We start from the raw sequence: 24,745 nt of genomic DNA on the forward strand, positions 1-24,745 counted from the left end.
GTGCTGCGGAAATACACTATGCTTTCCGTGTCCGAAGACCCCGGAAGAATCGTTCTTTGCTTCTCCCGCGGCTGAGCGTTGCCCGCGGAAAGCGTAATATTCTGCCGAAGCGAGCCTAAGCACTTTACAATAAATATAGAACTAGCTTCTCAGGTTTCACTAAGTTGCATTTTGTATCACTGTAAGATTGAGAAGCAACAAGCGTGCGAAAAGTTTTTTAAAAACTAACACCTAATTGTGAAATCGGCCAATATCTCACATCAACTTTTCCGACCACCTCGTCTTGGGAAACAAATCCGAAATACCTGCTGTCCAGGCTTTCCCGTCTGTTATCTCCCATGACAAACAGTTTCCCCTCTGGTACTTCACTCTGACCTGTGACTCCATCCAGTGAAAAATCCTCCGTCAGCGGTTTGCCATCATCCTTCTTAAACGGTTCTAAATATTCTTCCTCGACCGGCTCTCCGTTCAGATATAAACGGTCATTCTTATACTCGATTGTATCTCCCGGTGTACCGATTACTCGTTTCACGTAATCTTCTTTTTCATTAGCGTGAAAGACAATCACATCAAACCGGTTGATATTGTGCAGGTCATAGGCCATCTTGTTCACCATGATCAAGTTTTCATCATATAGGGTAGGCTCCATCGATTTTCCGTCCACAACATAACTAGCAAATAAATACGAACGGAAAAGCACTGCCAGTATTCCTGCAATTACTACCGTCCGTAATACTTTCCAATAATTTATTCTTTTCATCGTCTTTTCCTCCAGGTGCTGTTTCTATCCATATTTTACCCTTCAGAAAAAATATTAATCCTCTATTTAAAAGCTACCCACGTTCCCTGGCCTTTCTTTGCAGCCGCTGCTCTAAAAATTTACCGAATATCCAAAACAACAGGATACAAACTCCAACGACGATTGTCTTGACCGGATTCTGAGCAAAGGAAACAATACTGTCTCCCACGTAGGCAATCGTAAAAATCATCACCGTCTTTCCCAATAGCACGGCAAGGACGAATTGTTGAAAGCTGACCTTAGATAACGCTGCGACGATATTGATGACAGAAGACGGCGAAAACGGAAAGCACATTAGTAAAAACAACGGACCAAATCCATGTCGTTCCAGCCATTCGGTCACCCGCTCCACTTGCTTGTTTTTCCGCAGCCAAATAAAAAAACGTTTATTTCCAAGTTTGCGCACAAGCATAAACACACACAACGCCCCAGCACTGGCACCGATCCAGGAAAACAAAAAGCCTTCGAGCAATCCGTATGCCGCTGCATTGGCAAGCACAAAAACGACCAGCGGCAAAAATGGCAGAAAAGCCTCAATGAAAGGCAGTAAAATGCCCGGCAGCGGTCCAAGACCTTCATACGTTTTCAATAGCTGCATCAGCAAGTCATCGAATCTATTACTTTCAATTAATTCTCTAAGTTCATTGATATCTATGTCAAATATGTACAAGTTCTATTCTCCTCGCACCCGCACTTGAGTTATGTACTGCTTACTAACCAGTTTCCCTATTTTAATTGTAATGTAAACAAGGAAAATTGCCCAGCCCGCTGTCTTTTTCTGTTAAAGGACATACCCTGTGTCACTTTCTCCCGTTGTTTTTCTTCTAATAAAAACAGATAATAGGGACAGCCAACCATTTCAGGAGGGATAACATGTATGTTTTTTTGATGATTTCAGCTTTTATTGTCTGTATCGCTGCCCTTATTATAACATTGCGATTAGCAAAGTCGGAGTCAGACAAAGCGAAGGTTTATGAAAAGGCCGAAAATCGGCACGAACAGGAACTCGGTCGTTCGATGGACTATGAAAAGCGCTCGATGAAGGAAAATGTGCCCTTGCTAAGTATCATTTATGGAGCAACTTTTTTGATTGCTATTGCCTTGTTTCTGATTTTTTTCTATTTTCCCTTCTAATATGGTACCGCCTTTCTTCCGTGAGAGGCGGTACCTTTTATTTTTGCCTGTTCCTAATTATGGGCCGTATAGAGGGGTTGATGTTCAACCTATTTGTTGCTTATCCCGCATTTTATTCTTAGAAGCTGGATTTTTTCGTTTTCTTGATTCCTGTAGCAGCCGTTTGTTCCCCGTAAAGGCAGTATTTGTGGTTTAGGCAGAATGGCAGTCACCCTACCCCGACAGGTAGGTATAAATTACCAGGGTTTATTTGGTTGTAAAATAATCGTATTCTGCATATAATAAGAACAAACGTTCCCTTACAGGAGTGAAATAAATGAAAACTATGCTTCACTTGGCCCAAGACAATAAAACAAAGGTAGAAATGATTTATCAGGCTAAAAACGGACAGCTGTCACAACGCATAGTCCGAATTCTCCAGGTTAAAGAAGAACAGGTGGTGGCTTACTGCTTTTACCGCAAGCAAGTCAGGACTTTTCGCCTGGAAAACATTTTGGCCGTTCATCCGGCTAAAAAACTGCGGCGTCGGGGGGCATAGTCATGCAAGGCAAACATCAGGACCGGGGAACCATTAAATGGACTTCCCTCATGCTGCCCGAGCATGTAGAAATGCTCAATCAGTGGTATGAATCAGAAAAAGACGTTGAAAAACCGCTTCTCAGCAGTGACAAATTAGAGGAAATGCAGCGAACAATCATGCAGGCGATCGAGTGCAAACAAAAGGTTTCCCTTTACTTTTATGAAGCACAGCGAATCGAAATGCTGGAAGGTTTCATAAAAGGAGCGGGAATGGGTAAACTTGAAATCGAAAACCACGACGGTCTCGAATTTCTTCCCGTCGAAGCCATCGTAGATGTGGAAATAATTGGATAAAAAATAGGCTTGCCGGGGAAAGGAGCCGACTACATTTGACGCATTTAAGCTTTTTTAGGATTCACCGTCATCCTGTTCATTCTCCTCTTCCTCCAGTTTCACATCATCCAGCTCGAGCCAGGAAAGCATTTCCCTTACTACTGTATTTATCTTTTCGTCCACCATTTTATCTCCATATTTCTTTTTGGCTCGTGCAATATTATCGAGGACATCCTGCCCGAAATCAATGATCGGTGCATCGTTTTCCAAGTTGTTGAATAAATCGAGAATCTCATCAAGCGCTTTGTCAAAACGCTTGCTTTCCAATTCGGTTGCTTTCATTTTTATCACCCAATCATAGGGTATCCGAAATACTGAAAAAATAACAGCCCATGCCGATGTCCTTTTGACCTGCTTCGTGTTCCGGCCTTTCACCGCCTCACTTTATTTACCAGTATTCTTTTTTCACAGGTTTGGTTTTAGAATCGATCGGTTTAGGGTATAATAGAACATACGTTCGTTAAGGAGGAGTAATTGTGCGTTATCTCAGCGAAGAACAACTTTCCGTTGCTTCCCGTTTTCTATTTCTTTCCATGGCCATTGTGGTCATCCAAAAGGATCTGCAAAGCATTCAAACAGGCAGTTTCAAAATCAAAGAACCTTACACAGACCTGCTTGGCAAAATGGAGCAGGAAGCTGTAGCAGAACGCCGACAGCTTCGGAGCCGTATGGCGAATGAACAGCTGCAGGTCGTGTCTTTAAATAAAAATGATTCCTTCTCTTCCTTTTTATTTATCTGTCAGGGACGAGAGGAAAAAAGAAACTATTTTAATCCTGCTATTCGAAAAAAAGTGGAAACCATTCTACGGGAACTTATACAAAAGGCTCAGCAACCACATCAGCATTATTCTTCCACAAATACTTAATCCGGTGATCGAGCAAGTAACGGAATTGCGCCGTCCTTTGAATTTGATTCAAAATGATGCCGTGAGAAACAGGGAGTGTAATGGAATTTCCATTTTTGAAGATGATTTCGGTGGATTGATTCGCTGCCTTGCTGATTCGATCAATATGCGAGTGGGCAATCCACGAGCATTGAGGGCTATTAGGAGAAGCCGTGGGGAAAAAATACATACCGCTCGAGGGATCAATGGAGACAGGTACTTTGTGTGTAATGTTGCAGATATCTTTGGTCCCTTCCTGCCTGCCCCGCAGGCTGCTCCCAAAGAACTTACAGGCAAGGTCGATGATTTTGCTTGCCGGCTGTTTCACCTGGATCACTTCTTCTTCTTCCAGGACCCGGGAGGAAAACCTGTTTCCTTTGTCCCCTCCAATGACGGCAAGGGTAAGCGGAGTTACTTCGTAATGTGTTTCATACATCATTGACTACCATCCCTTCATTCAATATTTAGGCAAGTGAAAGGCCTACTCCTAATTTACCAGAAAATTGCATAAAATGGTAGAATAAATTGAATTTTTTGTAAAATGATACAGCTATTTGTCACACTCTCTTCTTCAAATGGAAAACGTTTTAATCCCGGCGAACAGGTTTGCTATACTCTAGCTATATCAATAGGTACTAAATCTTTCACTAAAGGAGAAAAGCCATGTGGAAAAAGAGCAAAAAACTGAAAAACGATTCGCAGCAGAAACAACTCCCCGCTAGACCGGTAAGCCTTTCAGAGGTGAAAGATGCCGTCCGGCGATACAGCGCCGAGCTGGCTTCTGAAATACCTTTGCAAGTAATCATCAACTCGGACCGGACGATTGATTATCAGCTGCTGGCTCCCTATTTGGAAGCCAAACCGCAACAGACGTATTATATGTCCCGGGAAACGTATGAAATCTTCGAGGAGAAAGATAAACAGCTCGCCGAGGACCTGGATAAAGTTCAGCAAGCTGTCGATCATTATCGCGAGCAAACCGGAAAGCTTCCGATCACAGAAGGAGACCCTGACAAGCAAGTCAACTACTTGAAACTAGAAAAGCTCGGATTGTTGTCCAATCGTCCGGACCGTCCCTTTTTCATTACCGAGGAGGAAGATATGGTCACCCACCGCCAGCCTTAAAGCGGTGTTTCGAGCAGTCGGCGTTTATCTTCCTCCAGTTCCACGATTTTCCTTTTTACATCACCGGACAGTTCCTTCAGCTTGCCCACTGTCCGATCGGTTTCTCTTTTGACCGTGCTGACTTGTTCCAGCGAATCCTTGATTTGGCCTTGGATAAACCAATCCGTTATCAAACCGTCAAAGAAGTAATCAGCCACTGTCCAGCCGCCAGATATAGATATATCGACTGCAAACGAATTACCGATATCATTCAGTTCATGCGAAAATTTCCGCAGCAGCCGCTGTGCTTCGTGCACCTCATTACTTGCGTCATCAATACGTCCATGTTTAATTGCTGTCGTAATCATTCCGCCGCCGAACATATCGAGCGTTCCCCAGTTTTCGGCACTGTGAAGAGATTCTTCTGCATTGGAAAGAGCCCTTGAAGCATCCCAGCCGGCAGCCAGTGCTTCTTGAATTTCTTTAGCGTCCGCTCGCAACTCGCCAATTGCTTCCGACAAATCAAGCAGTTCCTCTCCTGCCTGATGCCCATGATCCAGCAGATACTTTTCTTTTTTCTCCAGCAGACGGTCCATCTCTTCTTCCGGATAACCGAGGGATTGAATCCTGTCTGTGATTTCGCTGTGCTCCCGTTCCAGTTCTTTCCGTGCATCTCGTGCTTCCTTCCACTTCAATTGGGCTTCCAGTACCTCCTGCCGTTCTTTATCGAGTACTTCCTCTTTTTTTCCGGCAATCGTCATGAAAATACCCTTAAGGCTGACTCCCTCCAATTTTTCCACATCTACTTTTTCATCTACCAGTCTTCGCTTCATTCGAGTTTCCGTTTCCCGCAACTCTTTCAACTGGGCGGTCATGGTTGTAAGCTGGTTATTCAAGCTTTGCTTTTCTCGCATTTTTTCCTTTTCGCGCATTAATTGTTCTTGGAAATCTATCATCGCCTCATCCCATCCCTTCTCATCTTTTTACGAAGAACTGCTCGAATTGGTTTCACGATCAGTCAGCTCTTTTTCGATTCGATCAATTCGCTCCTGGATCGGCGGATGACTGTACCGCATCCACTTTATCCAAAAAGCTGGATTGACGTCACTCTTTGACTGCTCTGCCATCCGGTGAAAGCTGGAAATACCAGCCCGCAGCTGATCACTGTCGCTTTTCTCTACTGCATAACGATCTGCTGAAGCTTCAATTTGCCGGGAAACAGCTAAGGACAGTGGTTGTGCGGCAGTAAGCAGCAAAGAAAAAATCAACAGCAGAATCGGAACAGCCCGCAAATCATTCCCACTGGAAGAGGATTGTTTCGTTAAAACATTCTTGTAGACAACCCGGTAAACCAACGCACCGGCATAAAGCAAAAGCAAGCTCAACAGCAGGTAACCCGCCACTCCTATGTACACATGGTGCTTTAGATAATGGCCAATTTCATGATTCAGGATAAACAGCACTTCCTCCTGTGGCATTCCTTTCAGTGTGGTATCCCACAAGACAATCCGGGCATTCCCCATAATTCCGGTTACATAAGCATTAAAAGTGGTGGTTTTTTCACTCATATCGACTTGAAGCAGGGTAGCATCCTCAAGTCCCGCTTTTTCCGTCAAATCTTCGATTGCTGTTCGGAGCGGTCCAGGTTCCATTGCCGTGAAATCCTCATACAAGGGATCGATCCAGACTGGCTGAATATACACCACGAACACAGCTGCCGGAAGAGCGAGCAACCATAATCCAAACCACCAGTTTTTAAATCTGCCCATCAATATCAGCGCTGCATAAATACCAGCTGCCAAGATGAGCCAGAAGAACAGACTGTCCAGCCCAAGCTCATAAAACCAGTTTCCGACTGTTTGATTGCTGGTTCCTTCTTTCCTGCTAATGGCAAACCAAATGACATTGAACGGAAGACGAACAAACTGATAAGCAACAGTCAGCAGCAGCGAAAAGAACAATGTTTTTAACCAAAGTCTGCCTGTAAATTGCTCGATCCTATCCATCCATGCTATCGACCAACCTTTTTTGATGATGGTATACAACAGTAACCACTCGAGTGGAAGCTTGGAAAAGTACATGGCGTGCGCCATAGCTGCGTAATGAGAGCTAGTATATGTATCCAACGGATAAAAGAATAGAAAATATCCCCATATAATCATAAGAAAGAACAAATAAGCTGCCAGCAATTTTTTCATTTGGATTTCCTCCTGCCGGATTTCTCATTTTTAGAAAAATGAATCCCCCGCCATTTTGGGCAGGAGATTCTTAAATTTTACCATATTCTTTTATCTGTCTGCTATATGGCTTATAGTTGAGCCACTTTATCACGCAGCTGCTTCCGCAAAATTTTCCCGGTGGTATTTTTCGGCAATTCATCCAGGAACTCTACTACGGCAGGCACCTTATATTTAGCAAGCCGTTCTCCACAAAATGTGATGACGTCTGAAGCTTTCAATGCATTGTTCTCTGTGACGACAAAGGTGACGACACTCTCTCCCTGATCAGGATCCGGCATACCGACGACAGCCACTTCAGCAATATCGGGATGCTCGTATAATACCTCTTCCACCTCTCGCGGATAGACGTTATAACCGCCAACCAAAATCATATCCTTACGCCTATCGACAATGTAAAAATAGCCTTCATCATCCATTCTGGCCATATCTCCTGTATGAAGCCAGCCATCCCGCAGTACTGCCTCCGTTTCTTCCGGCAGTTTATAGTACCCAGCCATTACATTGGGGCCACGGACGACTAATTCACCTACTTCACCCGGAGGAAGCTCGTTCCCCAACTCGTCTACCACCTTATTCTCGACATTTTTGATATTGGTGCCGATCGAACCAGGTTTCCGTGCTCGATCCAGAGGGTTGAAGCAAGTAACCGGGGAGGCTTCCGACAAACCATAGCCTTCAGATATCATCACTCCGAATTTCTGCTCGAAATGTTTCAATAGTGCCACTGGCATAGCAGCCCCTCCGGAAATGCAAAGCCTGATGCTCTGAAAGTCATCCGCGTGCCCTCCAGGTGTTTGGAGCAAATAATTATACATTGTCGGAACACCGGCAAAAACAGTCGCCTGTTGTTCTTTTGCCAGCTTGAACACTGCTTCAGGAGAAAACTTCGGTACAATCAGCACCGTCCCCCCATTCATCAATGGCGCATTCAACGCTACCGTCAAACAGAAAACATGGAACATCGGAAGGGCAGCGATTACTTTATCCCCGCCATCCATCTCCAGGTAATCCGCCGTATCCTTGGCATTGGAATAAAGATTGCGATGGGTGAGCATGGCGCCCTTCGGTTTTCCCGTCGTACCGGAAGTATAGAGTACCAGTGCAATATCATCTTCCCGAAGTTCAGGACGGTCAAAATGAATGTTTCCTTCTTCCATCAATTTTGAAAACGATTTCATTTTTTCTGATAAGATGGTGCTGCCTGTATCAGTTCCCGCTCCGGTTTCCGCAATAATAATATGCTCTGCATCCTCTAGCACGTCCGAAATTTGAGCGAACTTTCCGGCAAGCATATCCATTGTAACGATTCCTTTGACATCCCCGTTTTGCAAAATATACGAGATTTCATCAGGTGTATAAATCGGATTAATAGGGATGACAATGATTCCTGCCCGCAATGCACCATATAAACCGATTACAAAATGCGGACTATTCCCGACCACCAGTGCGAGATGGTCTCCTTTTTGATAACCAAGTCCCACCAGACTATCGGCAAATTTGTTGATCATGCCTTCCAATTCCAGATAACTCGTTTCATTGCCTTCAAATATGTATGCTGTTTTCTCGGGATGTTGTTTGGCAGTGACAGAAATTTGATCACTTATATTCATGCTACCCCTCCCTGAATGAATGGTCATTCACTATGGCCTTATTCCTTATTATAAGATAAACCCAGTTTTCTAGCAAGATGGCGTTAGAAAAAACTGGAGAAATCGATACCTCAACAACGCTTTCGTTCGGGACTATCCGTTCAGGCCCACGGAGAGCGAGGTGAACGGATTGGAGCGTCCGCATCATTCCTTCCTGTGAGAATACTACATACACGTTTATATACATAAAAAACCGAACGAGTTCGAATGCTAAGGTTCGAATCATCGTTCGGTTTTTGTCTTGGCCATGACACTTTTATAGCAGCCTCTTCTTGTTGTACAATTACTTAATAGATTAAATCCACGAACTCTTCTTTGGTGATTTTGCCTAAGTAATGGCTAATATCGATGTCGTGCAAAGCATCTTCGATTGCCTGGCGATTATAACGAGCACCAATAAGCTTTGATTCGACATCCCCTATATCGCCGACTCCAAAGAAATCTCCGTAAATTTTCACATTTTCAATTGTTCCTTTTATGACATCGAGCCGAACATCGACAGAACCTGCGGGAAACTTATGAGACTGTTGAATATTGAACGCAGGAGAGCGGCCGTAATTCCAATCCCAGCGTTGGTAACGCTCTTCAGACAACTGATGGATATTTTTCCAGTCTTCCTCTGTCAGTTTGTACTGCGGGACATCTTTTACGTCTTCCACATCGAAAATATAGCGCAAAATCAACGCTTTAAATTCGTCCATCGTAACCTTTTCTTCGAGGAATTCCGAGATGTTGGCCACACGGCTACGAATCGACTTAATTCCCTTTGATTTGATTTTTTCCATTTTGACATTTAAAGCAGAAACCACATTTTCAATCTCGGAATCAAACATCAGCGTGCCATGGCTGAACATGCGACCCCTCGTGGAAAATTGGGCATTACCGGAAATTTTCCTTCCATCTACAACAATATCGTTGCGTCCCTTAAGTTCAGCGTTGACCCCCAGCTTTTGCAAAGCATCGGTTACCGGTTCGGTAAATTTCGCAAAATCATGAAAACTGTTGCCATCGTCCTTGGTAATAAAACTAAAATTCAAGTTCCCTTCGTCATGATAGACTGCGCCGCCTCCAGAAAGTCTGCGGACAACATGAATACCATTGGCATCGACATAGTTAGTGTTGATTTCTTCGATGGTATTTTGGTTTTTTCCGATAATAATAGAAGGTTCATTAATATAGAACAGTAAATATGTATCGTCTGCTCCAAAGTTTTTCAGAATATATTCTTCGATCGCTAAATTGATATGAGGATCGGTAATTCCCTCGTTATCGATAAATAACATGATTATACCCTCCTTAATGCTTGTCTTTCCTTATTTTATCGAAAGTCTCAGACAAGAGCAATAAATGGGTCTTTTTTACCCTTGCCAGATCCAACCCTCATAGGCCAACTGGATTGCTCCGTTAAATTTCTTCCGGGCTTCTATGACTAAATCCTGCCTGTTTCCAAAGTGGGGAAGGTGCGTGAGAAGCAACTGTTTTACTCCCGCCGCTGCAGCAAGCTCACCACATTGGCTGCTCGTCATATGGCCAGCTTTGGCAGCGTCCTGTCCATGATAGAAACTGCACTCGCTGATCAACAAATCGGCGTTGCTGCAGAATGGAATTATTTCCTGATGGAAGCTGCTGTCCCCTGTATAAACAATCACCTGGTCTCCATAACAAATCCGCATCGCAAAGCAGGGAACCGGATGTGTGGTCCGCTGGAATGTAAACTGGAAAGGTCCGATCTCCAACGGATCATCATGTTGATAAGCAATTCCTTCGGTAAATCGATGGTTCAGGGCGGCAAAACCTGTTTCATCTTCACCATGTCCATAAATGGGCAACATATGATTATCGTTATGCAGACTATTCTGGACCAGCCAGCTGTACTGCAACACACCGATGTCCGCGATATGATCTTGATGATAGTGGGATAAAACTACTGCATCCAGTTCCTTAATATCGATATAGCTTTGCAGTCGGGAAAGGACACCACTTCCACAATCAATTAAACACCGAAAACCATCCTGCTCAAGAAGATAGGCAGAAGTGGCTTCTCCTTGCTCCGGGTATGCTCCCCAGTAGCCGATCACTGTACATTTCAAGGACATTCACCTCTTTTTTAATTGTTATGAAACAGAACATTGATTTTTCCATTCTGTTATAATACAATGATAGTATAACAACATGTGGAGGGGATTTTCTTTGCTAAGTATTGTGGAATTTTTCAAAAACCTGCCGCGAAAAAAGTGTCACAATTGTGGGAAGGAAATACTTGAAAAAGCCGATTGCTATGGTAATTTATGTGACCATTGCGATCACCCCGCCAGATAGGTAAACAGAAAAACTTAACCATTATGTCTAATAGTACAGCTTGTAGAGAATATTTCTTATCTTCTACAAGCTTTTATTTTTCTTTCAGGAAAGGTCATTAATCCTCCCCCTTCAATCGTAACAACGAAGAAAAGGTTGGATTGGTTTAATTTCTTCCAAGCTCATCCGCGTGTGATAGTAAATAAGAAAAGAAAAACCGAACGAGTTTGAATGCTTTAGATGTCGAATCCTCGTTCGGTTTTTACTTTGTACGCTATGCCTTTTTCGTGTCTACCTTGACTGACTCAAAAAAGACAGAACCTGCTCAACAGCAGCTTCTCCCTGATCGATACAGTCAGGAATACCAATTCCTTCATAGGAGCTTCCAGCTAAAAATATACCGGGTAATTCTGCTTCCATCTTTGTACGAACGTGAGCCAAACGCTCTTTATGTCCTACTGCATATTGTGGCATAGCATTTTTCCAGCGGCTTACCACGGCAAACTCCGGTTCCTTGGTAATTTTCATGATTTTCTTTAAATCATGAAGCACGATATTGACAATTTCCTGGTCAGATAAATCAACCACCTGCTCATCCCCTGGTCGTCCTACATAGCAGCGGAGCAATGCTTTTCCTTCTGGAGCAGATTGCGGCCACTTTTTATGTGTCCAAGTACAAGCGGTAATCCGATAATCACTGTTGCGTGATACAACAAACCCAGTACCATCAATATCTTTTTTGATCGCCGACTGATCAAAAGCAAGGGCGACGTTGGCCACCGATGTAGCCGGCATTTCTTTAAATACGTCCATGAACTCGTATTGACTGAGCATCCGTCTAGCTGCAAAATGCGGTGTTGACATCACTAACGAATCAGCTTGGACAACGGTTCCATCACTGAGCAAGAGATGATAATGATCATCCTTCTGTTCAATATGGTCCACACCTGTCCCTTTTACGACCGTGCCGGGCACAAGCTTGTCCTCCACAGCGTCAACCAAGGATTCGAGACCATTCGTAAGCGAATAAAACATGCTCGGCTTCTTCCCCTTGTTGCTCTTCTTTTTCGGTACGGTTTTACGCAACCCTTTAACCAGACTGCGATGCTCCTGTTCCAACTCGTAAAAGTTAGGGAATGTCGCCATTAGGCTAAGTTCATCAATATCCCCGGCATATATCCCGGAAAGCAACGGCTCAACCAAATTCTCGACCAATTCATCACCGAAACGCCGGCGGAAAAACAAGCCTAGCGATTGATCACCGCTCTGCTTCCCTTTTGGTCTGATAAAATCCATGCCGGCCCGCAGTTTCCCTTTAGCGGAAAAAATACCGGAAAACAAAAACGGACTAACTTGAGTGGGAATACCCATATAAGAACCACTTGGCATTTTATGCAGCTTTTTATCCACCAGGATATACGATTGGCCGGTTCCGTTCTTGATCAAGTCGTCCTCCAAACCTACCTCCTTGACCAGACGTGCTGCAGAGGGCTTCCTAATCAAAAAAGAGTCGGGACCTCGTTCGAATGTATAGCCATTGGTTTTGACAGATTTGATTTTTCCGCCAAGGCGATCACTTGCTTCCACTAGTTTCACTTTATATGGGAGCTGCTCTTCTATTATCCTTTTTTGCAAGTAATAGGCAGCAGTCAAACCAGTAATACCACCGCCGACAATGACGATTTGCTTCGAATCAGGCATGGTGATCATTACTTTGAAGGTATTTCCGCAAAACTACATCTGCCAGCGTATGAAGAAATTCCGGCTTCGCATTCGGCATTTCCGGACGGTAATAGTTCGCACCCAATTCATCACAAACAACCTTGCATTCGTAATCATTATCATATAGTACTTCCAAATGGTTGACGACAAATCCAACCGGAGCATAAACAAATGAACGGTAACCTTTTTCATGGTAAAGCTCCCTCGTCAGATCTTGGACATCAGGACCTAACCAAGGATCTGGAGTATTCCCTTCGCTTTGCCACCCCAATTCGTACTGTTCAATGCCGGTAGCTTCTGAAATCAGCTCGGCAGTCCGCTTTAATTGGTCTGGATATGGATCCCCGTGTTCTAAGATTTTTTCAGGAAGACTATGGGCTGAAACAACCAAGACTGCTTTCTCTTTTTCTTGTTCATCCATTTGGCCATAAACCTTGGAAATAGCTTTAACCCAATAATCAATAAAGCCTGGTTCATCATACCAGCTTTCGACCGAAGTGATTTGTGGTCTTCCATGTTTTTCTGCTTCCTTCTGGGCACGACCATTATATGACTTCACACTGAACGTGGAATAGTGTGGAGCCAACACCAGCGAAACCGCTTCTTCGATTCCGTCAGCCGCCATTTGCTCAACAGCATCCTCGATAAACGGTTCGATATGTTTCAGGCCAAGATAATGGACAAATTCCACTTCATCTTGCATTTCATTGAGGTGGTCTTCGATGCCTTGCGCCTGCTGTTTGGTAATCTCCGCCAAGGGAGAAATGCCGCCTATTGCACGATACCTATCTGTCAAGTCCTGCAACATTTCCGGTGTCGGCTTTCTGCCGTGCCGGATATCCGTATAATAACGTTCAATATCTTCTTCTTTATATGGCGTACCATAAGCCATTACCAGTAAACCAATTTTTTTCTTTGCCACTTTCCAACACCTCTTAGCTTTTTATCTCTTATTCCTAATTTCTCTATAACCGTTATTTGCGGCGGGAGTAATCATGGATGAAATCTGTCAGCCTTTTCAAGGTTGCCGGTTCGATTTCCGGCGTTACACCGTGGCCGAGGTTAAAGACAAAGCCTGGTTGACCTTCTGCTTCATCCAAAATCGCCTGTGCCTTCATTTCCGTAGCCTTCCAGTCTGAAACGAGCAGGGCAGGATCAAGATTCCCTTGCAGTGTTTTTGTAATTCCCATTTCCCGCGCTTCCGTTACCGATGTACGCCAATCAAGACCGAGTACATCTAAAGGAAGATCATTCCACTCCAAAATCAGATGGCGAGCCCCGACGCCAAATAAAATTAAGGGAACACCCTCATTTTTCAGTTCTGAAAAGATCCTCTGCATTACCGGTTTGATGTATTCTCGGTAATCAGCCGCATGCAAGGTGCCAACCCATGAATCAAAAATTTGAAATGCTTTAGCACCCGCGTGGATTTGTGCCTTGGCATACGTGATGGTCATGTCGGCCAGCTTATCCATCAAGGCAAACCAGGCTGCCGGGTCACTATACATCATTGCTTTCGTTTTATGATAGTTTTTGGACGGCCCGCCTTCTATCATGTAACTTGCCAACGTAAATGGGGCGCCGCTGAACCCGATCAAGGGTACATCCAGCTGATCTTCTGCAAGAAATCTGATTGTCTCGAGTACGTAAGGGACGTCGGAGACTGGGTCGATCGTGCCGAGTTTTTCAACATCACTTTTAGACCGAATCGGCTTGTCGATGACAGGTCCGATTCCCGATTTGATTTCCACGTCTACACCGATGGCTGGCAACGGCGACATAATGTCTTTGTATAAAATCGCAGCGTCTACCCCGTAATGTTCGACTGGAAGTCTCGTCACATAAGCACAAAGTTCTGGTTGATGTGTAATTTCAAACAGGGAGTATTTTTCTTTTAACTCCCGGTATTCCTTCTGTGACCGTCCTGCCTGCCGCATATACCATACAGGCGTATAATCGGTCGGTTCCCCCCTAAATGCTTTCAATATTGTATCATTGATTGTCCTTGCCATCCGTTTCACCCTTTATCTCTAATCCATTCCATAATCACTATACCTATTAATAATTTTGATGTATAGCAATTGGCCTTATTTGTCACTAATTTGTGCGTTCTTGCACAAGCCGTCGATTATTCAGCATTCTTCACTGTCAGCTGTATTAAATACGGCTCATACAATCGGTTCGTGTTTTTTCATCTGTGGATAGTAAAAATACAATGAAGCATCCACAAAGACCCTTCGTTAGAAATCAAGGGAAAGCTTAGCTCGGTTCGATGGTTTTCCTCGCTGCCCAGTCAACGGGTCGACAGGAACTACATAGTAAGATGCCTGTTCGAATAAGCCGATCCGGTTGATTTGATAAGATCCCTTTCCTTCCACTTCGCCAATTTTTTGTTCATTTCCGTTTTTAACTCGATACAATTCGTACTTAATCCGATCATCAGCAGAAGCTGTCCATGTCAGTGTCCCGCGCACCAATGATAATCCACCAAGACTATATCGGGCAGAAAGGTCCGTGATTTCAGGTAAATCTACTGGTTCTTCTACATCTTTGACATTTTCCGGCTGTTCAAACTTAGCGGCGAGTTTCTGACTCTTGTCAAGATCGCTCAAAATCGCTTTTGTCAATCTAGTGGGCTTCTCACTTCCCGCCGTCAGGAAATGCCCTTCATCCGCTTGATCGTATCCCATCCATAGCGCACTGCTATATTCTGGTGTGAAGCCCGCAAACCAGGCATCCTTGACTTTTCCTTCTGCGGTTGGATGCTGGGTGGATCCGGTTTTTCCTGCCAAAGCCCCAGAATAGCTGCCTGCTTTTCCTGTTCCTTTATCGACCACTGCTTCCAGCATTCGAACCATATTCCACGCCGTTTGGGGTGAAAATACTTGCTTTGGTTTTGGTAACTTGCTTTCCAGCAGTTCTCCATTCCGATCGAAGATCTTGTTGATGGCCGAGGCACTATTCATTTCCCCTCCATTTGGAAAGGTTCCGTAAGCCTGTGCAAGCTTCAGTGGTGAAACTCCTTGCTCCAGTCCTCCTAGCGCAATAGCCAGACCGTTATCAGACAAGGAAATATCCATCTTCTCTAAATACTCTTTTGCATTGGGAATACCTATTTCATTCAATAACCAGACTGCCGGTGCGTTTTTCGATTGCTGTAGTGCCTCATACATGGTTACCTGTCCACTATAAGAACCGTCATAATTACGGGCGGTATAATCCCCATAGCTCCGTTCTTCATCCACGAGTAGCGAATAAGGACTGTATTCTTCCATCATCATTGCAGGTCCATATACAGCAAGGGGCTTCATGGTAGAACCAGGTTGTCTGGCAGTTGTCACACGGTTTAAGCCGCCAATCTGATAATCACGCCCTCCGATAGCAGCAGCAATTTCGCCGGACCTGTTATCGATCAAAACAAAGGAGCCTTCCACCCCAGCTGCCGATCCAGGAAAATACTCGTCTTGTTGAAAATGTTCATAGGCAGTCCGCTGGGCTGTCTCATTGATATTGACGACAAGCCGATAGCCACCCCGCTTCAGTTCCGGAAGAGTAAGCTGATATGTTTCCGCCGCCTCTTTAATGGCCAAATCCAGATAGGAGGCATTCCAAGGTTTATCCTCCTCTTTCTGCTGGTTGACCCCCAGGGTTTTCCCTTGAAGCTGCAGCATTTCTTCCGTCCTCAGCATATCGAGCTGATTCATTTGCTGTAACACCAAATCACGCCGCTCTTTTGCTTTTTCTTCATCTATAAGCGGTGAATAGGTGTTGGGTGCCTTCGACATTGCAGCAAGCAGTGCTCCTTCCGTGACCGACAATTCATCAACCGGTTTACTAAAGTAAAATTCCGCTGCTGCCCCTACACCGTATATCCCATGGGCAAAGTATATTTCATTCAAATAATATTCAAGGATTTTATCTTTGCTGAAATTTCGTTCCAAATAAATGGCAGCCATGACCTCTTTGGTTTTTCGCATCCATGTCTTATCATTATGCAAAAATAAATTTTTCGCGAGCTGCTGGGTTATCGTGCTGCCGCCTTCCGCTTTTTCCATAGATACAATATCGCGAAAAACCGCCCTCGTCACCGCCTTGAAATCAACCCCGGCATGCTCGTAAAAGCGGTTGTCCTCAATTGCCACAAAAGCGTCTTCCACATGGTCGGGAATTTGTTTAATGGTTACCGGTCGGCGATACTCATCATAGATTTCGCCGATTCTCTCCCCAGCTTTTGTTTCCACAACCGTTGCCGCAGGGAGAATCAAATCCTGCTCATCAACTACAAACCTGCCCCCGAATAAAATAGTCAGATAACCGATCAGACCGAGTAAAAAAATGGCACCGCCGATAAGCAGCGGCCATTTCAACCGGATTATCCACTTTAAAATAGTATCTATGTTCATATTTTCCACCTTTATCTAAAACTTTCTGCTACTGAGTAAAGCATTCTTTTCATTATACGACAGATCCCACACCCATTAAATAGGTAATTAACCGCGAGGGGTTTTGTAAGGGTATAAACTCGTACTTCCCGGACAGGGGCCTGTTTTTTTGTTATTCCGTTCCAGTAAAGATACTTGCAAGGACTTGTTCTGCTTGCTAAGCTTAAAATAAATGAAGGGCATACCCGTGTTTCTAATAGGGTATATACTATACATACCAACCATTAAGCAAAAGGCAGGCGAGTAAAAATGAAAGCGCATATTACGAATGGGACATATGATTTTCTCGTGAAAATTCAATCAGATTATCCTGATATCCCGATTTACTTAATGCAGGCTGCTGATTCCACCATGGCTTACTATGAAGGAAAAAAAGCTAACGTTTTCGAACAGGCCAGAGAATATGAAAGTTTTGTGACGGATGGCGAGCTGCAGCAAAGCGGCTTTGTCGTTATGAACAATATTCCCGTGACTTACGAGGGAAAACCGATCTTTGAAGACCAGTTTAAAAAGCGGGCCGGTTCCATGAACGACATTCCAGGCTTTCAGGCACTCCGTGTTCTGCGGCCCTTACAAGGAAACAAATACGTAGTAATGGTTCAATGGGATTCCAGAAAAAGCTATCAAAATTGGAAGGATTCAGATGCGTTTACGGCAGCGCATTCTTCCTCCAAGTCGAAAAAACGTCCGCCTTATCATGCGGGTCCGTCCTATACTACAGAAGCAAACATGATCGAACCAGCTTAACTTTTGGCATAAAAATAACCTAAGCAGTCTTTCTTTAAGGAAGTAACAGGCCGGGACAAAAGCATAGCCACCAAAGTAAAAACCAAACGAACTCTAAAGATAATCGAATTCGTCCGGTTCTTTTATTTGTTCGTTCTTTAAAATACTTTCTATTATTTGTTGTTTGATAGGTGCTTCGAATCGCTACGGCAGGATACTATACGTTCCACGGGCGAATTTATTGTTAGCGGAAAGTGAAGAGCCTTGCCGGGGTGGAATGGTTGCTTTTTTAAGTGAAGGTTAGAACGGTTTTCATGTGCTAAGTCGAGTTATAAAAATCAATATAAAAACCGAACGAATTGGGTAATCGTTCGGTTTTTATATTGGCAATGATGCTCTTGTCCCATTCTCGCTTGGCTTACATCATTGTTCTTCTCCATCTAATACATTTTCCTGAAAAAAGCTATCCCAAGTTGACACGGACTGCTCACCGCTGATACGTGCGGCTTCCTCTCCGTTTTCAAAGTGAATCACCGTAGGTGTTCCTTCAATATTGTATGTTTTCCACGGCTCTTGAAACTCGAGAATGTTCAACTTTTTCAAATCGATTCCGTACTCTTCCGTCATCGGAACAACTACCGGCGTCGTTTTTTGACAATGAACACATTCCGGACTGTAAAAATAGACGGTTACGTCTTCTTGATTATCAAGCTTTTCTTTCAGTTCATCCGGCAAAATCTGATTTTGATATAATTCATTATCCAGCTGATCAATGGTCGATTGACGCAGATTCTCTTTTCCATAAGGATTGTCAGCCATTTTCTGGCTGTTTTGATAACTGACGACGAATATTAGAGCGCCGATCAATACAACGATTACCCCAAGGATAATCCACATTTTTTTATTCACTCATTACCTCTCCTTTGTTGCAAAAGCAAAATAATATGGAAAACAAAAATGACAAGGAAGGCTATCAAAGCCAAAAACGGAATGGTGATAAAGCCGAAGTAATTGACGTACTGGCCATTACACGGAACTAAACCACACGACTCCCCTGCTTCGTGAAGAGCAGGAAGCTTTTGAATTAAATAATGATAGGTCGAAACACAAATGCCTATTCCACTCATAATCAATCCAGGTAACCCGAAACGGATGTCTTTTTTTACTGCTGCATATCCATAAATGATGACGAGCGGATACATGAGAATCCGTTGATACCAGCATAACTCACAAGGCTCATATCCCATGAACTCCGAAAAAAACAAACTTCCGAGCATCGCTACTACGGCTTGTCCCCATATGATCAACAGAATGTTTTCTTTTGTTTGTTGACTACTTGCCATGAAATACCCCTCTCTCCAAACGCATTCAAAAACATTATACTAGCGAAGGGAGCAAAAACAAAGGAATAATATTCAGAAATACCTCGGGTGCACTATTCTATCCATTTTCGGCAAGGGCCGGTTGTAAAAAAAGGAATGCATGTTAGCATTATTCGCTTGAAGCACCCCCACTGGCCTGATTAATTACGAAACAGCCCGTTTTTATGTGCATACACAGCAGCCTGAGTCCGATCGTGGACCTCGAGCTTACTCAAAATATTGCTGACGTGTGTTTTTACGGTCTTAATCCCGATATAGAGTTTTTCGCCAATTTCCTGGTTGGTCAAGCCATCTCCAATGCACATGAGAACCTCGAGTTCCCGGTCGGTCAATTGTTCGTGTGGCTTTACTGCTGATGGACGGAAACTGGTCATCATTTTACTCGCTACCTTCGGTTCGATCACCGGCTCCCCGTCTGCCGCCTTTTTAATAGCAGCTGCAATTTCATCAGCGCTGGACGTTTTCAGCATGTAGCTATAAGCACCTGCCTCCAGGGCAGGAAAAACTTGTTCATCGTCATAATAGCTTGTAAGAATGATTACTTTGCAGTGCGGATTAAAACTCATGATTTGTCTGGTTGCTTCAATCCCCGTTCCATTATCCATAATGAGATCCATGAGAACTACATCAGGCATCGTCTCTTCCACAACTTTTGCTCCCTGTACACCGCTCGAAGCTTCCCCGACTATTTCTAAACCGGGCTCCGTTCTCAAATAGGCAATCACGCCTTTTCGGACTATTTCGTGGTCATCTACAACTACTACTTTGATCATCCTCCCGCTTCCTTTCCCCTCTGTTGTCATTATAATGGTATTCTGATATCAATATGTGTGCCTGCCCCGACTTGGGAGCGGATGGAAAAAGTTCCACCAATCTCCTCACAGCGTTCTTTCATTGTTTTTAGTCCGTAAGAAGTTTTTTTGCGCTCATCAGTATTGACGTCAAATCCACTCCCATTATCAGCTATATGTAAAAACAGCTCATTATGCCTTTCCACAATCTGAAGCGTGACTTCCGTCGCATTCGCATGTCGCAAGGTGTTTGACAACGATTCCTGTACAATTCTGAATAAGTGTTCTTCGGCAGTAGCCGACAGAGCTTCGATTTCCTCCACTTTTAGTTGAAAGTTAATTTGGCATTTTTGCCGTAATTCTGCTACGAGCTCCTGCACGCCTTTTTTCAATGGCTGACCAGATAAATCAACCGGGCGCAAGTGAAGCAGCAATGCCCGCATCTCCGTTTGGGCCTTTAATGCAGTAGCTGAAATTTCCTCCAGTTGTTCCCTGGCCTGTGCAGGATCACGATCGAACAAACGTAAAGATGCTTGGGACATCATCGTCAGGGCAAATAACTGCTGGCTGACCGCATCGTGCAAATCGCGGGCAAGCCGTTGACGTTCTTCAATAGTAGCTGCCTTATGAGCTGATTTGGCATATTCTGCCCGTTCATCTGCCATTCTTTGTAGCGACCTTACCTGATTCTGCAACTTTTCCCCGAGCTCATTCAACTCATCACCGATGCGCGCAATTTCATCCTCTTCACTAAAGTACACCCGAGAAGTATAATTGCCGCGAGATAACTGTGTGATCAGAACCGATAAATAATCCATCCGATCTTTCATGTCGCTGCTTGATTTGAAGCCAACATAAATAGAGATGAACACTCCTAAACATATGTATAACAAAATCGTGATAAAAATGCTTGTCACATCGAGCCAGCCCGGCTGGAACAGGACGAATACCGACAAAAGAATGGCCAGTAGAGTGACTGTAGTTAAAAACAACCCATATAATAGTGAACGGATATACGTATACCGGACCGTATTCAAGCGTTTTAACATATCCTGTTCCCCCTAAACTCTGTCTACACGGATTGATCCAGCCTTCATGCTCAAGAAAATATCAAGTTTTCGAGTAGCCTGGTCATAATTTGGCGTTTCATAAAAAATCTCGCGGTTCATTCCATCTGCATTCATGCCGAATACATTGATTTCTCCAGCTTTGACATGTGCTTGAATCGACATTTCTACATTTTCCGGCATTAATACCCGAATATCCCCTGCCCAACCCTGGATACTTATCGGAATTTCCTCATCCGGAATGAAGGCTTTTGTAAAGTCAATATGATAATCCCCGACAGCATTCCACAAATCCATCGGCTCCACCCGCCAGTTTGGTTCGCTGAAGTTATGCTCTCCAACTGTCAGCCGCTTTTTTTTGGGTATCTTCTTATTGGCTCTTTGATCATCAGTATCAAAGATAAATTGAAATTTTCGTTTTCGCTTTCTTTTTGTCGAATTGCCAAAAATACTGAAGCCCAAATAAACTAGCAGCAGCGGCCATAATTTATAGACATCTGTAAAGGAAAACGGAATGATTCCAAATCGGTCAAGCAGCAATAATCCGCCAAATATAATTAAAAAAGACCCAAACGTAATGCCATTTTTATATCTGACCCCATCCCAAGTCCACTTTAATCCAAGGACAATGAAAAAAGCAGGATAAACATATAACCAGGCCTCCGCTAAGTCCCAAGAGATGATGCCGATGTTCGCTAATACCAGCGCAGCTCCGAAACATATGATGGCTATGGCTGCAATGCTGCGCATTATTTGGCTGTTTTTCATTTGTAATTCTCCCCTCATCCATTCAATATTCGGGTTCGGATCGTCAAATTCCTGCCTTTACAGAAACGGAACACCAATACATGATTCTTTATCTTGATAAAACGACAAGGAAGCCGCCTTTTTTCTTAAATCTATTATAAAAAAAAGCACACCGGGCTTGAACGACCGGTGGAAGGGGATTGTCTCCGTCTAGAGACGGAGACGGCGATATTTCGGTTTGATGAGACGTTGCAAAATGGTATAAAAACCAATCCATATCGAAACAAAAATAAAGCCAAAGGCATAACCTCCGAGCACATCGGTTAAATAGTGGACACGAATGACATAACGGCTCAGACCGATTAACAAAATGAGGAAAATGCCGCAAATATTAAGAAACAATGTTGCTTTCTGGGATTTAATATATTTCAACAGAAAATAGATAAACAGGCCGTAGGCAATCAGGGAAACCATAGCATGCCCCGACGGAAAACTGTATCCCACCCCTTCTGCCTCCGAAAATAACCGCGGCCTTTCTCTCTCGACAGCCAGCTTAATCCAATGATTCACCCGATAACCGAGCAGGGTGCCCGAAGCCAGCATAAGCGAGGCTAGCCAATCGCGCGAATACAGCAGTAAAAACAGTGCTGCAGCTATCGTAAAAGGTGTGAGAAACGTGCCAGATCCCAGCTCTGTCAACCAGCGAAATACAAAGAACCAAAAAGTTTGATCAATCCCTTGAACGGCAGGTGCTGTCCACCGATCCAGAATCGGTTCTTCACGAAATAACACTTCCAAGGTAATAAGGGCGCTGGACAATATCGCCAACAGTAAAAAAGATAGAAAAAAATAGGTTCGTTTTTTCATACTCTGCTCCTTTTAGACTTGCTATTACTATTGTTATTATCAGTCTTTGTATAAATTCCCGGAATGTTTATAAAAAAACTACCAGGGAATTGTATTTATGGCAAACGTATTACTTTGAGAAAGGATGATTTTAATGACAGACAATGCCCAACTACAAGAGCTGATTGATGGATTGAATGAAGATCTTGCAAACGAATATGCAGCTACGATTATGTACACGTATAATGCGGCTGTCGTCTCCGGACTATACCGCTCCGCATTAAAGCCCTTCTTCGAGGATGAAATCAACGATGAGATTGGCCACGCGTTGTATTTATCGGATAAAATAGCAATTCTTGGCGGCACGCCAACAACAAAACCGGCTGAGGTGAAACAGCTGACAGAAGTGAAAGCAATGCTGGAAGAAGCGCGCAAGGCTGAGCAGGAAACAATCGAGCGTTACGAACAACGCAAAAAGCAAGCTGAGTCATTGGGCTTCACCGAGTTAGTCGTGAAGCTGGAAGATATGATTGCAGATGAGACTGGGCATAAGGAAGAAATCGACCGCCTGCTTTCTGACTCAAGGTTAGCTTAAGCATCATCCGTGCTACGGGTTTACGTATGTTAAAAACATGACTATAAAACCAAAACAAAAACTGAACGGGTTCGAACCTCCATACATTCGAATCTGTTTGGTTTTTGTTAATTAACCACCGCCCCCCAAAACATCCCTCGCCAATTAGATAACCACCAGGATTCCACCCCGTTGTTTTCACTTTTCTTCCATAATTGCTGTGGTATACTGGTTGGAAAGGTAAAGGGGGAATTGTTTTGTGGAATAAAGTCATGACTCGGTTAGATGATTACTATCAGGAAATGGTGGATATCCGCCGGTATCTGCACCAATATCCAGAGTTGTCTTTCCAGGAAGAAAAAACGTCCCAGTATATTGCTGATACATACGAAAAACTGGGGATTCCTTATCAAACAAACATCGGCGGCAATGGAGTCGTGGCCACCCTGAAAGGCGGAAAACCAGGGAAAAAGATCGCTCTGCGCGCCGATTTTGACGCGCTTCCGATCCAGGATGAGAAAGATGTACCTTATAAGTCCAAAGTGGAAGGTGTCATGCATGCATGCGGTCACGATGGCCACACAGCAACTTTGCTTGTCCTTGCCAAAGTACTCCATGAATTCAAGGAAGATCTCCCGGGCACCGTGGTGTTTGTTCATCAGCATGCTGAGGAGCTGGCTCCGGGTGGTGCAAAATCGATTATGGAATCGGGAATCCTGGATGACGTGGACGCAGTCTTCGGCACTCATCTATGGTCAAACACGCCGGTCGGTACGATTGAGACATCGTTGAAAGCGTTTATGGCCGGAGCAGACCGCTTTGAAATCCTTATCAAGGGAAAAGGAGGGCATGGTGCACAACCCCATCAGACAAAAGATGCTATTGTCATTGGTTCGCAGCTAGTGACAACGCTGCAAAATATCGTCAGCCGCAGAGTCGATCCTCTTGGGACGGCCGTGTTGACAATTGGCACATTCCAATCCGGCAGCACGTTCAACATTATTGCCGATACAGCGAAAATCACTGGTACTGTCCGGACATTCGACCCGGAGATACAGGATTTGATAATCGAAGAAATGGAAAAGGTCATCAAGGGTGTTTGTATCGGGTACGATGCCGATTATGAATTTGATTATGAAAAAGGGTACCCGCCTGTCATTAATCATCCGGAAGAAGCAGCACTTGTTCTAAAAGCTGCAGAGCAGGTACCAGGCGTGGAACATTCCCAGGAAGTGGTTCCAGGTATGGTCGGCGAGGACTTTTCTTATTATATTTTGGATAAGCCAGGCGCTTTCTTCTTCACAGGTGCGAAGAAAGAAGACCATTATTATCCGCATCATCATCCTATGTTTGATATTGATGAACGGGCCCTGCCAATTGCTGCAAAGGCCTTGGCGCAAACCTATAAAGTCTACCAGGAAAAATAAA

Annotated in this window: 28 protein-coding genes; 9 read left to right on the top strand and 19 right to left on the bottom strand. The window is 44.0% G+C overall.

Annotation, left to right across the window (positions count from 1 at the left end):
• Positions 1–217: 217 nt before the first annotated feature.
• Together lepB and BLR82_RS06490 are read right to left on the bottom strand one after the other, a co-directional pair.
• The gene (gene lepB / locus BLR82_RS06485) at positions 218–760 is read right to left on the bottom strand and encodes a signal peptidase I (RefSeq protein ID WP_074598128.1); all 543 of its coding nucleotides are present in this window, start codon (positions 758–760) and stop codon (positions 218–220) included.
• Positions 761–833: 73 nt separating this feature from the next.
• A complete protein-coding gene (locus BLR82_RS06490) occupies positions 834–1,448 on the bottom strand; it encodes a TVP38/TMEM64 family protein (protein WP_425440890.1) in 615 nt (204 codons plus the stop codon).
• A gap of 224 nt (positions 1,449–1,672) precedes the next feature.
• Here BLR82_RS06490 and BLR82_RS06495 point away from each other — a divergent pair, with 224 nt between their 5' ends.
• The 3 genes from BLR82_RS06495 to BLR82_RS06505 all read left to right on the top strand — a co-directional run bounded on the left by BLR82_RS06495 (position 1,673) and on the right by BLR82_RS06505 (position 2,806).
• Complete coding sequence (locus tag BLR82_RS06495) at positions 1,673–1,933, top strand: hypothetical protein (protein WP_074598130.1); 261 nt, start codon at positions 1,673–1,675, stop codon at positions 1,931–1,933.
• A 316-nt stretch (positions 1,934–2,249) separates the two neighbouring features.
• Entirely contained in the window at positions 2,250–2,471 is a 222-nt protein-coding gene (locus BLR82_RS06500; protein WP_074598131.1) for a WYL domain-containing protein, read from the top strand.
• Between the two features lie 2 nt (positions 2,472–2,473).
• Positions 2,474–2,806, top strand: coding sequence for a YolD-like family protein (locus BLR82_RS06505; RefSeq protein ID WP_074598132.1), 333 nt, complete (start codon positions 2,474–2,476; stop codon positions 2,804–2,806).
• Between the two features lie 54 nt (positions 2,807–2,860).
• On the opposite strand, the gene BLR82_RS06510 is transcribed toward BLR82_RS06505, so the two are convergent.
• The gene (locus BLR82_RS06510; protein ID WP_139186895.1) at positions 2,861–3,127 is read right to left on the bottom strand and encodes a hypothetical protein; all 267 of its coding nucleotides are present in this window, start codon (positions 3,125–3,127) and stop codon (positions 2,861–2,863) included.
• Between the two features lie 194 nt (positions 3,128–3,321).
• On the opposite strand from BLR82_RS06510, the gene BLR82_RS06515 reads away from it, so the two are divergent.
• Entirely contained in the window at positions 3,322–3,711 is a 390-nt protein-coding gene (locus tag BLR82_RS06515) for a YhjD family protein (RefSeq protein WP_074598134.1), read from the top strand.
• Here BLR82_RS06515 and BLR82_RS06520 read toward each other — a convergent pair.
• On the bottom strand, positions 3,659–4,168 hold the full coding sequence (locus BLR82_RS06520; protein WP_074598135.1) for a competence protein ComK: 510 nt from the start codon (positions 4,166–4,168) through the stop codon (positions 3,659–3,661). The genes BLR82_RS06515 and BLR82_RS06520 overlap by 53 nt on opposite strands.
• A gap of 224 nt (positions 4,169–4,392) precedes the next feature.
• On the opposite strand from BLR82_RS06520, the gene BLR82_RS06525 reads away from it, so the two are divergent.
• Complete coding sequence (locus tag BLR82_RS06525; RefSeq protein WP_074598136.1) at positions 4,393–4,854, top strand: DUF3939 domain-containing protein; 462 nt, start codon at positions 4,393–4,395, stop codon at positions 4,852–4,854.
• Here BLR82_RS06525 and BLR82_RS06530 read toward each other — a convergent pair.
• The 5 genes from BLR82_RS06530 to BLR82_RS06555 all read right to left on the bottom strand — a co-directional run bounded on the left by BLR82_RS06530 (position 4,851) and on the right by BLR82_RS06555 (position 10,812).
• On the bottom strand, positions 4,851–5,789 hold the full coding sequence (locus BLR82_RS06530) for a hypothetical protein (protein WP_074598137.1): 939 nt from the start codon (positions 5,787–5,789) through the stop codon (positions 4,851–4,853). The two genes, BLR82_RS06525 and BLR82_RS06530, sit on opposite strands and share 4 nt — an antisense overlap.
• A 27-nt stretch (positions 5,790–5,816) precedes the next feature.
• Entirely contained in the window at positions 5,817–7,031 is a 1,215-nt protein-coding gene (locus tag BLR82_RS06535; protein WP_074598138.1) for a M48 family metalloprotease, read from the bottom strand.
• 110 nt (positions 7,032–7,141) lie between these two features.
• A complete protein-coding gene (locus BLR82_RS06540; RefSeq protein ID WP_074598139.1) occupies positions 7,142–8,683 on the bottom strand; it encodes a fatty acid--CoA ligase family protein in 1,542 nt (513 codons plus the stop codon).
• A gap of 326 nt (positions 8,684–9,009) precedes the next feature.
• A complete protein-coding gene (lplA, locus tag BLR82_RS06550; RefSeq protein WP_074598141.1) occupies positions 9,010–10,005 on the bottom strand; it encodes a lipoate--protein ligase in 996 nt (331 codons plus the stop codon).
• A gap of 75 nt (positions 10,006–10,080) precedes the next feature.
• Complete coding sequence (locus BLR82_RS06555) at positions 10,081–10,812, bottom strand: MBL fold metallo-hydrolase (RefSeq protein WP_074598142.1); 732 nt, start codon at positions 10,810–10,812, stop codon at positions 10,081–10,083.
• A gap of 82 nt (positions 10,813–10,894) precedes the next feature.
• On the opposite strand from BLR82_RS06555, the gene yhfH reads away from it, so the two are divergent.
• Positions 10,895–11,041 (top strand): protein YhfH, encoded by a 147-nt coding sequence (yhfH, locus tag BLR82_RS06560; RefSeq protein ID WP_074598143.1) that lies wholly within the window; start codon positions 10,895–10,897, stop codon positions 11,039–11,041.
• 270 nt (positions 11,042–11,311) lie between these two features.
• Here yhfH and hemY read toward each other — a convergent pair whose 3' ends face one another.
• From hemY to BLR82_RS06580, 4 genes are all read right to left on the bottom strand, one after another.
• Positions 11,312–12,721 (bottom strand): protoporphyrinogen oxidase, encoded by a 1,410-nt coding sequence (gene hemY, locus BLR82_RS06565; protein WP_074598303.1) that lies wholly within the window; start codon positions 12,719–12,721, stop codon positions 11,312–11,314.
• Entirely contained in the window at positions 12,714–13,664 is a 951-nt protein-coding gene (hemH, locus tag BLR82_RS06570) for a ferrochelatase (RefSeq protein WP_074598144.1), read from the bottom strand. Before hemH ends, hemY begins: the two co-directional genes overlap by 8 nt.
• Positions 13,665–13,716: 52 nt before the next feature.
• A complete protein-coding gene (hemE, locus tag BLR82_RS06575) occupies positions 13,717–14,754 on the bottom strand; it encodes a uroporphyrinogen decarboxylase (RefSeq protein ID WP_074598145.1) in 1,038 nt (345 codons plus the stop codon).
• Positions 14,755–14,982: 228 nt separating this feature from the next.
• Positions 14,983–17,145 (bottom strand): transglycosylase domain-containing protein, encoded by a 2,163-nt coding sequence (locus BLR82_RS06580; protein WP_245693657.1) that lies wholly within the window; start codon positions 17,143–17,145, stop codon positions 14,983–14,985.
• Positions 17,146–17,433: 288 nt separating this feature from the next.
• Here BLR82_RS06580 and BLR82_RS06585 point away from each other — a divergent pair, with 288 nt between their 5' ends.
• Positions 17,434–17,931 (top strand): antibiotic biosynthesis monooxygenase family protein, encoded by a 498-nt coding sequence (locus tag BLR82_RS06585; RefSeq protein ID WP_074598146.1) that lies wholly within the window; start codon positions 17,434–17,436, stop codon positions 17,929–17,931.
• 402 nt (positions 17,932–18,333) lie between these two features.
• On the opposite strand, the gene BLR82_RS06590 is transcribed toward BLR82_RS06585, so the two are convergent.
• The 6 genes from BLR82_RS06590 to BLR82_RS06615 form a co-directional block, all read right to left on the bottom strand.
• The gene (locus tag BLR82_RS06590) at positions 18,334–18,819 is read right to left on the bottom strand and encodes a thioredoxin family protein (RefSeq protein ID WP_074598147.1); all 486 of its coding nucleotides are present in this window, start codon (positions 18,817–18,819) and stop codon (positions 18,334–18,336) included.
• Positions 18,816–19,253, bottom strand: coding sequence for a disulfide oxidoreductase (locus BLR82_RS06595; RefSeq protein WP_074598148.1), 438 nt, complete (start codon positions 19,251–19,253; stop codon positions 18,816–18,818). Before BLR82_RS06595 ends, BLR82_RS06590 begins: the two co-directional genes overlap by 4 nt.
• Before the next feature lie 179 nt (positions 19,254–19,432).
• Positions 19,433–20,065, bottom strand: coding sequence for a response regulator transcription factor (locus BLR82_RS06600; protein WP_074598149.1), 633 nt, complete (start codon positions 20,063–20,065; stop codon positions 19,433–19,435).
• Positions 20,066–20,094: 29 nt separating this feature from the next.
• On the bottom strand, positions 20,095–21,132 hold the full coding sequence (locus BLR82_RS06605; protein WP_074598150.1) for a sensor histidine kinase: 1,038 nt from the start codon (positions 21,130–21,132) through the stop codon (positions 20,095–20,097).
• 12 nt (positions 21,133–21,144) lie between these two features.
• A complete protein-coding gene (liaF, locus tag BLR82_RS06610; protein ID WP_074598151.1) occupies positions 21,145–21,918 on the bottom strand; it encodes a cell wall-active antibiotics response protein LiaF in 774 nt (257 codons plus the stop codon).
• A 189-nt stretch (positions 21,919–22,107) separates the two neighbouring features.
• Entirely contained in the window at positions 22,108–22,764 is a 657-nt protein-coding gene (locus BLR82_RS06615) for a phosphatase PAP2 family protein (protein WP_074598152.1), read from the bottom strand.
• Between the two features lie 133 nt (positions 22,765–22,897).
• Between BLR82_RS06615 and BLR82_RS06620 the strand changes: the two genes are divergently transcribed.
• Together BLR82_RS06620 and BLR82_RS06625 are read left to right on the top strand one after the other, a co-directional pair.
• On the top strand, positions 22,898–23,338 hold the full coding sequence (locus BLR82_RS06620; protein WP_074598153.1) for a ferritin-like domain-containing protein: 441 nt from the start codon (positions 22,898–22,900) through the stop codon (positions 23,336–23,338).
• A gap of 236 nt (positions 23,339–23,574) precedes the next feature.
• Positions 23,575–24,744, top strand: a complete 1,170-nt coding sequence (locus BLR82_RS06625) for a M20 metallopeptidase family protein (protein ID WP_139186896.1) — start codon at positions 23,575–23,577, stop codon at positions 24,742–24,744.
• Position 24,745 lies beyond the last annotated feature (1 nt).

It is taken from the genome of Sediminibacillus halophilus (genome assembly GCF_900103695.1).
In the GTDB taxonomy this organism is placed as follows: domain Bacteria; phylum Bacillota; class Bacilli; order Bacillales; family Amphibacillaceae; genus Sediminibacillus; species Sediminibacillus halophilus.